Annotated in this window: 5 protein-coding genes; 2 read left to right on the top strand and 3 right to left on the bottom strand. The window is 74.4% G+C overall.

All coding sequences use genetic code 11. From position 1 onward, the window contains the following. Positions 1 to 99 precede the first annotated feature (99 nt). Together ACFYP3_RS07675 and ACFYP3_RS07670 are read left to right on the top strand one after the other, a co-directional pair. Positions 100 to 708, top strand: coding sequence for a hypothetical protein (locus ACFYP3_RS07675; protein WP_388828335.1), 609 nt, complete (start codon positions 100 to 102; stop codon positions 706 to 708). 296 nt (positions 709 to 1004) lie between these two features. Next, on the top strand, positions 1005 to 1997 hold the full coding sequence (locus ACFYP3_RS07670) for a serine/threonine-protein kinase (RefSeq protein WP_388828332.1): 993 nt from the start codon (positions 1005 to 1007) through the stop codon (positions 1995 to 1997). Positions 1998 to 2024: 27 nt separating this feature from the next. Here ACFYP3_RS07670 and ACFYP3_RS07665 read toward each other — a convergent pair whose 3' ends face one another. The 3 genes from ACFYP3_RS07665 to ACFYP3_RS07655 all read right to left on the bottom strand — a co-directional run bounded on the left by ACFYP3_RS07665 (position 2025) and on the right by ACFYP3_RS07655 (position 9995). Then, positions 2025 to 4472: a SpoIIE family protein phosphatase gene (locus ACFYP3_RS07665; protein WP_388828329.1), complete on the bottom strand. Its 2448-nt coding sequence runs from the start codon at positions 4470 to 4472 to the stop codon at positions 2025 to 2027. Between the two features lie 128 nt (positions 4473 to 4600). Continuing rightward, the gene (locus ACFYP3_RS07660) at positions 4601 to 5260 is read right to left on the bottom strand and encodes a 4'-phosphopantetheinyl transferase family protein (protein ID WP_388828327.1); all 660 of its coding nucleotides are present in this window, start codon (positions 5258 to 5260) and stop codon (positions 4601 to 4603) included. Positions 5261 to 5264: 4 nt separating this feature from the next. Further along, on the bottom strand, positions 5265 to 9995 hold the full coding sequence (locus ACFYP3_RS07655; protein ID WP_388828324.1) for an aminotransferase class I/II-fold pyridoxal phosphate-dependent enzyme: 4731 nt from the start codon (positions 9993 to 9995) through the stop codon (positions 5265 to 5267). Positions 9996 to 10039 lie beyond the last annotated feature (44 nt).

Below are 10039 nucleotides of genomic sequence, written 5' to 3'. Positions count from 1 at the left end.
ACAACAGCGGCTACCCCATGCCAGCCACACCCGACTCCCCTGGGTGTCCCGATCTTACGAATGACCCGAATCAACCCACGAAGAAAGGTATGGAATCTCATGCGCGTGCGATCTTGGAAGTTCCGTCTCGGTCTTCTCGTCTCGACGACCCTGCTCGGCGCCGGTGCGATGACGACGGCCGCCACGGCGGCGCCCGCGCTGCCGAGCCAGCCGGTCGAGACGGCCGTCACCCGGCAGCACGGTCCCGCACCCGGCGGCGGTGACACCCAGACGGGCGGGAACCGGTTCGGCCGCGGCGGGGCGATCAACAAGTACGGTGACCAGCTCGTCGGCAAGGTGAAGATCGACAAGGACAGCGTCCGCGTCGGGGACAAGGTCTGCGCGGGCACGTGCAACGGCTCGGTCAACGGCACCGAGGGCGGCAAGGGCGGCATCTGCGCCGGCATCTGCAACGGCAGCGCCAACGGCGGCACCGGCGTGACGGGCCGGCCCGGCGGCGGCACCGGCGGAACGGGCGGCAAGGGCGGGGTCTGCGCCGGCGTCTGCCACGGCAGCGTCAACGGCGGCGACGGCGGTACCGGCGGGACGGCGACGCCCGGCGGCGACGGCGGCGACGGCGGCGAGGGCGGCGACGGCGGCCTCTGCGTCGGCATCGGCTGCGAGACCAGCGGGTTCGGCGGCCGCGGCGGCGCCGGCGGCATGGGCTGACCCCCACCAGCGGCGTCACGCCACGGGTCCCCGGCATCCCACGTGCCGGGGACCCGTTCCGTTGCGAAGGGGCACTCGTATGGATCACTGGATAGACTTCAGGTAGGGAAGAGCGGCCTGGCGCGTCCCGTTCGCGCCCGAGCCGACACCGTCGCGTCGAGCGCGACCCGTTCAGCCATGTCGTCCCTCGGACGACGTTCCATCGAGGACGGGGTCGGCATGATCGGCACCTTCGCCCACGGACACCGCGCCGGCGCGGCGCCGTCGTCCGCCCGGCCGGCTGAGGCGGGCCCCTGATGGCCTCGGCATCCGACCTGAGCGTGTACCGGGGCCGGCCCTCCGGCCTGATCGGCAAGCAGATCGCGGGCTACCGGGTGGAGCGCCTGATCGGCCGCGGCGGCATGGCCGTCGTCTACTCCGCCAAGGACCTGCGCCTGGACCGTACGGTCGCGCTGAAGCTGATCGCCCCCGAGCGCGCCCGCGACGACACCTTCCGGCGCCGCTTCACGCACGAGTCCCGGGTCGCCGCGAAGATCGACCACCCGCACATCGTGCCGATCTTCGAAGCCGGCGAGACCGACGGCGTCCTCTACATCGCCATGCGGTACGTCTCCGGGCTCGACCTGCGGGCCCTGCTGGACCGGGAGGGCCCGCTGCCCGTCGCCAAGGCCCTGCGCATCGCCTCCCAGGTGGCATCCGCCCTCGACGCGGCCCACGAGCACGACCTGGTGCACCGGGACGTCAAGCCCGGCAACATCCTGGTCGCCGCGGGCACCGACAGCGACCACCCGGAGCACATCTACCTCACCGACTTCGGACTGACGAAGAAGTCCCTGTCGCTCAGCGGGTTCACCACGGCGGGGGAGTTCGTCGGCACCCTCGACTACATGGCACCGGAACAGATCACCGGCCGGCCGGTCGACGGCAGGTGCGACCTCTACAGCCTCGCCTGCGTCGTCTACGAAACCCTCGCCGGCGGGCCCCCCTTCGTACGCGACGAGGACGTGGCGCTGCTCTGGGCCCACCAGTACGACCAGCCGACCCCCCTGACGGAGCGGCGGCCCGAGATCGCGCCCGCCGCCGACGACGTCATGGCCAAGGCCCTGGCGAAGGTTCCGGAGGACCGCTACGACTCCTGCCTGGAGTTCGTGGGGGCCCTGCGCGCCGCCGCCGCGGGCGGCACCGGGCGGGAGGACGGCCCCTCGCACCGGGTGGAACCCCCGGAACCGCCGCCGGACCCCCCGATCTGGGCCCGGCCGGTCTTCCACGCCCCGTCCGGCGGAGCGTAGGGACCGCGGTCCTCGGACCGCCGGTCCTCAGAACCCGACGAGCGACTGCTCGGCCCAGATGGTCTTGCCGAGGGCGGAGTGCCGGGTGCCCCAGCGTTGCGCGAGCTGGGCGACCAGCAGCAGGCCCCGCCCTCCCTCGTCGAACGTCCGGGCCCGCCGCATGTGCGGGGCGGTACTGCTCGCGTCGGACACCTCGCAGAGCAGGGTGCTGTCGTCGTGGATCAGCCGCAGCTCGATCGGGGGCGCCCCGTAGCGGATGGCATTGGTCACGAGTTCGCTCACCACGAGCTCGGTGACGAACGCGGCCTCGTCGAGCCCCCAGGCCGTCAGCTGCTCGGTGGTGTAGCGGCGGGCCCGGGCGACGATGGACGGATCGGACGGCAGCTCCCAGACGACGACCTTGTCGGCGTGCAGGGCCCGGGTCCGGGCGACGAGCAGGGCGACGTCGTCGTCGGGACGGTGGGTGAGCAGGGCCGCGAGTACCCGGTCGCAGACCGTGTCCAGGCTGGCGGCGGGACGTACGAGCGCCGCGAACATGCTGTCCAGGGACTCGTCGATGTCACGCTCGCGGGGTTGCAGCAGACCGTCGGTGTACAGGGCCAGCAGGCTGCCCTCGGGAATCTCGGCCTCGATGGTCTCGAAGGGCAGGCCGCCCAGGCCCAGCGGCGGTCCGGCCGGGACGTCGAGGAGGTACGCGGAGCCCTCCGGGGAGACCACGGCCGGCGGGGGGTGGCCGGCCCGGGCGACCGTGCAGCGGCGGGTGACCGGGTCGTAGACCACGTACAGGCAGGTGGTGCCGATGCCGCCGGCGGCCTCCGCGGCGGCCCCTTGCTCGCCCTCGTCGGCCGACAGGTGGATGATCAGGTCGTCGAGGTGCGTGAGCAGCTCGTCGGGCGGCAGGTCGACGTCGGCCAGCGTGCGCACGGCGGTGCGCAGCCGGCCCATGGTGGCGGAGGCGCGGATGCCGTGGCCGACGACGTCGCCCACGACGAGGGCCACCCGCGCGCCGGACAGCGGGATCACGTCGAACCAGTCGCCGCCCACCCCGGCATCGGTGCCGGCGGGCAGGTAGCGGGAGGCGATCTCCAGGGCCGGGTGGTCGGGCAGCGAGTGCGGCAGCAGGCTGCGCTGCAGCGTCATGGTGGTGGTGTGCTCGCGGGTGTGGCGGCGCGCGTTGTGGATGCCGACGGCCGCCCTGGACGTGAGCTCCTCGGCCAGCCACAGGTCCTCCGGGTGGAAGGGTTCCTGCCGCTGGTGCCGGCTGAAGACGGCCAGGCCCAGCGTGGTGCCAGCGGCGCGCAGCGGCACCATCATCAGCGAGTGCGTGCCGGAGTGGGCGATCCAGGCGGCCCCGGGGTCCTGGGCCACCCACCGGGCGACCGCCGGGTCGGAGGTCGCGTACACGGCGCCGCGGCCCGCGGCCAGACATTCGACGGGTGGTGACAGCGCCGGATAGACGGCCGTCCCGCCGACCGGGACCTGGGACTCCAGGCTTCCCTCCAGGAGCGAGCGCACGGCGATGTGGGACACGGTGACCGGACCCGCCGCCGGCCTGGAGGGACCGTCCGCCCGCGGAGGCGGCTCCAGCAGGTCGACGACCGCGAAGTCGGCGATCCTGGGCACGGCCGCGTCGGCGAGCTCCTCCGCGGTGCGCGCGCTGTCCATGGTGGTGCCGATGCCGGCGGTGTCGACGTCCGACAGCAGCAGCTGCGGCCGCTCGTCCGCCGTACCGTCCCTCTCGTGCGCGGCCAGGCACACGGCGCGCACCCGCCCGTCGGCGTCCCGCAACGGGGCCAGCGAGGCCGCCAGGCCCTGCTCGGTCGGCGTGCCCGGGGGACGGACGAAGGCGTCGACGTGCTGCGGCTCGCCCGTCTCCACCACCAGGCGCATCCTGCGCTCGGTCTCGTCGCTCACGGGATCCGGAGCGATCTCGGGCAGCCGCAGCCCGCACATCTCGCTCTCGGTGAGGGACAGCGCGCGCTCCATGCCGGCGTTGGCCCGCACCAGCCGCAGGTCCGTGTCGAAGACCGCGAGGAAACAGGGGGACTGGGTGAACGTCCACTCCTTCAGCGCTTCGTCCCAGGGCGTACGGGGCTCACCCGGCACGGCGGACACCACGAACCACTTGGTGTTCCCGCCGGTGGACGTCCAGCGGTGGGCGAGCAGTCTCAGCTCCATCCTCCTGCCGTCCCGGTGCCGCAGTGCCACGCTGCCGCTCCACCGGTCCTGCCCGGACGGGATCCGTCCCGCGCTCGCGTCGACGTCCTCGCCGTCCTCGGCGCCGTCGGCGAGCAGGCGGGCGGCGGGCAGTCCCACGATCTCGGCGGGTGCGTAGCCGAGCAGCCGATGGGCGTCCTCGCTCCACTCGGTCACGATGCCCTGCTCGCTGAGGGTGGCCGTGGCCGTGTAGGTCGTGCCGCCGGAGTCGTTCGTCTCCGCCGGCCGCTCACCAGGAGAGGTGGGAAGTTGCTCCATCGCCGCTCATCTCGCCCTCGCTAGTTCCCTCGCCGCGGTTCCACGGCACCCGCACGGCCAGGGGCTCCACTGACAAGCATTATCCGGCGCGGCAAGGAGCACCAACGCAGTGCTGCCAAGGGGGGCGCTCAGCCCGGCGGACCCGGGGAGTGCGCGAGGACGAGGGCGAGGACCGCGTCTCCCGCCCGCCACACCGCCGCGCGGCGCCGTCCGCCGAGCACGGGCGGCCGCAGGCCGAGGATTTCGACGAGGCGCGGGGCCGCGCCGAAGACACCGGTCCGGTCGGCCTTGACCGCGGCCTCCTTGAGCGCCCAGGCGCCGGCCAGGGCATCGGGCCGGTCCGTCCCGATGCGGGCGAGCTCCCCGGGGGAGAAGACGCGGTCCGCGACACGGCGTACCGCGGCGGCCGACGCGGTCTCGCACAGGTCCACTCCGACCGCTTCGGGTGCGAGGGCAGCGGCGACGTGGTGGGCGGTGTGGCTGATGGAGACGTGCACGGCCGGCGCCGGGCTGCCGCTGACGACGACGTACGGGCTGCCGTCGTCCCGGGGGAGTACCTCCACCTCGTCGGCCGGTGCGGCGAGGGCGTCGGCGACCAGCCGCTTGGCGAGCAGCCGGCCGGCGGTCCACTCGGCCTGCCGCCGGACCGGCAGGGCCCGCACCACCCGCCGTTCGGCCGGAGAGAGGAACGGCGCCGGGTGGAGGCCGGTGAACGGGGCCACGAGGAGGCGGGCGCCGCCCCATCGGTGGATGTGACCCGGTGCGATCGGCCGGAAGGCGGTGTCCACGGGGTCAGGCCGCGCGGGCCGTGGTCAGGTGCCGGAGCTCGTGTTCCAGCGCGCTCACCGCGTGCCGGATCTGGTCGGGCGTGTGCGCGCAGGTGAGGAAGAAGCGCAGCCGGGCCAGTTCCTCCGGTACGGCCGGATAGAGGATCGGGTTGACGCTGATGCCCTGCCGGAACAGGGCCTCCGCGAGCCGCAGGGCCTTCAGCGAGTCCCCGACGATGCACGGGACGACCGGCGTGTCGTGGCTGTCCCCGACGTCGATCCCCGCATCGCGGGCGAGGCGGACGAACAGCGCGGCGTTCTCCGCGAGGCGGGTCACGCGCTGCGGTTCGCCGCGCAGCAGACGCAGCGCGGCCAGCGACGCGGCGGTGTCGGCCGGGGTCATGCCGGCGCTGAAGACGAAGCCCGGCACGGTGTAGCGCAGGTACTCGACGACCGCGCGCTTCCCGGCGACGTAGCCGCCGCAGCTCGCCAGCGCCTTGGACAGCGTGCCCGACCACAGTTCGACCGCCGAGCGGTCGATGTCGAAGTACTCGCCGATGCCGCCTCCCGTCGCACCGATCGTCCCCATGCTGTGCGCCTCGTCGATCATCAGCAGCGCGCCGTGCCGGCGCTTGACCTCGATGAGCGCGGGCAGGTCGGCGATGTCGCCGTCCATGCTGTAGACGCCCTCGACGACGACGAGGACCCGCCGGTACTGGTGGCGGACCTGCGTGAGGATCGAGTCCAGGGCGGCCGCGTCGTTGTGCGGGAAGGGCCGCCGGGTCGCGCCGGAGAGCTTGCATCCCTGGAGGATGCTGTCGTGGGCGAGCGCGTCGTGGATGACGAGGTCCCCGGGGCCGACGAGGTGACCGATCACGGTGACGTTGGTGGCGTGTCCGTTGGCCAGGGTGACCGCGGCCTCGCACCCGAGCCGGCCGGCGAGCTCCGCTTCCAGCTCCAGGTGGAGCGGACGGCTGCCGGACAGCAGCCGGCTGGCCGACGCCGAGGTGCCGCAGCGCTCGATCGCGTCCCGGGCCGCCTCGTTCACCTCGGGGTGGGTGGCCAGGCCCAGGTAGTTGTAGCTGGAGAAGGAGAGGAGTTCCCGGCCGTCGACGACGGTCGTGTCCGTCATCCCGCGTTCGTGGACGAGGAAGTAGGGGTTGGGCAGCCCCAGCCCGTCCAGCGCGGAGATGCGCTCGCCGTGGGCGGTGACCTCCGGGAAGCACTCGATCCGCGTGTGCTCCTCGGGCAGCGGCGCGGTGGGCGGGTCGGCCAGGGGCGCCGGCGGGCTGTCCCCGCCGTGGGCGGCCCGCTGTACGGGGAAGCCCGCGGGCGCGGTGGCGGGTACGGCCGCCGGTGCCGGGTCCGTGCCGCAGCCGTCCGCGATCATCGCCGCGATCCTCCGGACGGTCGGCCGGTCGGCGGCCCGCTCGTCGAACGTCCACTGCGGCCACTGCCGGGTGAGGGCGGTGAACAGGTCGGTCAGCATCAGCGAGTCGAAACCCAGCTCGTCGACGAGCGGCTGGTCGACGTGCAGGTGGCTCACCGGGAAGGCACTGATCCGGGCCACGTGCGCGAGCACGCCTTCGGCGAACTCGTCGAGGTCACCGGCCGGTACGGACATCCGCGCGGCGGGCGGGCCGGAAACGGGCGGGTCGGCGGGGGCGGCGGCCGCGACGGGCACCGGCGCCGGTTCGACCGGCTCGGCTGCCTCAGCGGCCGGCTCCGGTACGCGCTGCGTCCCGGTGAGCCGGTCGAGCAGCGTCACCTGCTGCCGGACCAGCTGGAGCAGCTCACCCATCGGGTCGTTCGCCGGGTCGTTCGCCGGGGCGGCCGCGGGGGCGGCCAAGGGTCCGGCAACGGGGGCGTCGATCGGGGCATTCGTCGAGGTCTCCCCGGGGGTCACGGGCCGGGGCGGCAGGGCGGCGGCGCAGGCCTCCCCCTGCTCGGCGGGGCGCCCGTTCCTGCCGGCGCGTCCGCGCGGCACCCAGTAGGACCGGGTGTCGAGCTTCGCCACCGGCAGGTCCAGCAGGCGGCGCTCCTCCTCGGGCACCAGGGCGCGCGGATCGACCGGGACGCCCAGGACCGCGAGCCGGGCGAGGGCCCGGACGAAGCCGCGCCCGCCGTCCGGCTCCACCTCGCCGGCCGGTACGACGTGCACGTCGCCGTGGCCGGTGAGGTTGCGGCGGACCGAGGCGAGGAGCGAGCTGCCGCCGGTCACCTGGAGGAAGACGCGCGCCCCCTGGTCGTAGGCGGCCCGGACGGCGTCGTCGAACCGGACCGGGGCGGACGCGTGCCGGGCCCACAGGTCGCGCAGCCCCTCCGGGTCGGTGCAGACCTCGGCGTTCACGGACGAGACGAACGGCAGGACCGGCCCGGCGATGCGGAGGGCGGCGAGGTCCGCGCGCACGCTCTCCTCGGCGGAGGCCACCCGCGGCGAGTGGAAGGCGTTGGACACGTCGAGCGCCACCGTGACCACCCCGGCCGCGGCGCAGGCCCGCCGCACCGCGGCGAGCCCCTCGGGCGTACCGCTGACCACGACCTGCCGCGGCTGGTTGAAGCAGGCGAGCCACACGTCGTCGATGCCGGACACGAGCCGGTCGCAGGTGTCCTTGTCGGTCTGCACGGCGAGCATCCCGTCCCCGACGCCGCTCTCGGCCCGGCGCAGGGCGGCGCCCCGCTGGACCAGCAGCCGGACGGTGTCCTCGTCGGTGAGGGCCCCGGCCGCGGCGGCGGCGGCGAACTCCCCGACGCTGTGGCCGAGGGTGAGGCCGGGCGCGATGCCGCACTGGGCGAGCAGCCGGGTCGCGGCGATCTGTACGGTGCCGAGCAGCGGCTGGCACACGTCGGTGCCGGCGAGCCGCCGACCGAGCTCCTCGGGGTCGCCGTGGGCGGCCGGGCCCTCGCCGTACAGCAGGTCCGCGAGGTCGAAGCCGGTGTCGCGGCGGGCGATGGCACTGAGGACGCCGACGTCCGTGCGGAAGCCCGGGAACCGTTCGTGGAGGTCCTGCATCATGCCCGGCCGCTGGCTGCCCTGACCGGGGAAGACGAACGCGATGCGGCGCTCGGCCTCCGGCAGCGGGGCGTCGGCGGCGTAGGCGCCGTCGCCGAGGTCGCCGCGGGCGCCTTCGGCCAGCTGCCCGCGGGCGTGGCGCAGCCGCCGGGTGAACTCCTCCGTGTCGGCGGCCACGATCGCGAGCCGCGTCTTCAGCGGCTCGCGCGCGCCCAGGGTGTGGGCCAGCGCCGCGATCGGCACCGGGGAGGCCTGCTCCACCATGTCGAGCACCTCGTCGATGTACCGCTCCAGCAGCTCGGGGCTGCCGGCCGAGAGGAGCAGCAGCTGGGGCCTGGGGCCTGCGGCGGGCACCGGAAAGGTGCCGCCGGCCGGGGCCGGCTGCTCCTCCAGCACCACGTGCACGTTCGTACCGCCGAAACCGAAGGAGCTGACGGCGGCCCGCCGGGGCGAGGCCGCGCCCGGCCAGGGCCGTGCGGTGTCGGCGAAGCGCAGGCCCGCGGCGGAGACGCCCAGCTCCGGATGGGGCGTGGTGACCGGCTGCGGCACGATCGTGCGGTGGTGGACGACCAGGGCCGTCTTGATCAGACCGGCGATGCCCGCCGCGGCCAGGGAGTGCCCGATGAGGGCCTTGCCGGAGCCGAGGTAGGACAGCGAGGGGTCGTCGTCGGGGTACTCGGTGCGCAGCCGGCGCAGTGCCTCCACCTCGGCACGGTCGCCGGTGGTGGTGCCGGTGCCGTGGGCCTCGATGAAGCCCACGGAGGACGGGGCGACCCCGGCGTCGTCGTAGGCGCGGTGCATGGCACGCAGCTGCCCTTCGGCGGTGGGGACCAGCGGGCCGGGGGACGCTCCGTCGTTGGCCGAGCCGATGCCCTTGATCACCGCGTAGACGCGGTCGCCCGCGGCGAGGGCGTCGGCGAGCGGCCGTACGACGACGGCGCCGGCCCCCTCGCCGAGGACGAACCCGTCGGCGGCCTCGTCGAACGGCCGGCACACGCCGCTCGCGGACAGCGCGCGGAGCCTGGAGAAGCCGACCAGGCTGTCCGGGGTGAGGTTGAGGTACGCGCCGCCGACGACGGCGATCCGGCAGGTGCCCTGGCGGAGCTGGGCGACGGCCTGGTCGAGGGCGACCAGTGAGCCGGAGCAGGCGGCGTCGACGGCGAAGCTGGGGCCGCCGAGGCCGAAGTGCCGGCTGACGGTGCCGGCCGCCATGTTGAGCAGGCTCCCGGGCAGGGAGAAGGAGTGGATGTTGCCGAGCTCGGCGGCCTGCTGCCGGATGGCCTCGGTGTCGGGGCGGTCCGGCGCCTGCGACTCCTCGGCCAGGGAGATGGCCCGCAGGGGGGCCGCCATGAGGTCCTTGTAGTCGGACACCGACACGGCGAAGAAGACCCCGGTGTTCTCCCGGTCGAAGTCGCCGCGGCCCATCCCCGCGTCGTCGAGGGCCTCGCGGGCGATGTCGAGCATCAGGCGGTGTTGGGGGTCCATGGACCGGGCGCGTGCGGGCGGCACCCCGTAGTGCAGGGCGTCGAAGCGGTCCACGTCGTCCAGGAACGCGACCTGGTCGGTGTACGCGGCGTTGGGGGCCGATCGGTCGCCGGGCCGGTGGTAGGTCTCGTGGTTCCAGCGCTCGGCCGGGACGGCGGTGAACTGGCGTTCCCCGCTCAGCAGGAGCTTCCAGTAGGCGCGGATGTCGGGGGCGCCGGGGAAGCGGCAGCCGAGTCCGGTGATGGCGATGTCGGTCATGACGGTCTTCCTTGTCGTGATCCCCCGGGCGGGGGTGGGGTCTG

Origin of the sequence: Streptomyces sp. NPDC005533 (assembly GCF_042871845.1) — a bacterium.
In the GTDB taxonomy this organism is placed as follows: Bacteria; Actinomycetota; Actinomycetes; order Streptomycetales; family Streptomycetaceae; genus Streptomyces.
This window is presented reverse-complemented; position numbering and strand designations above follow the sequence as displayed.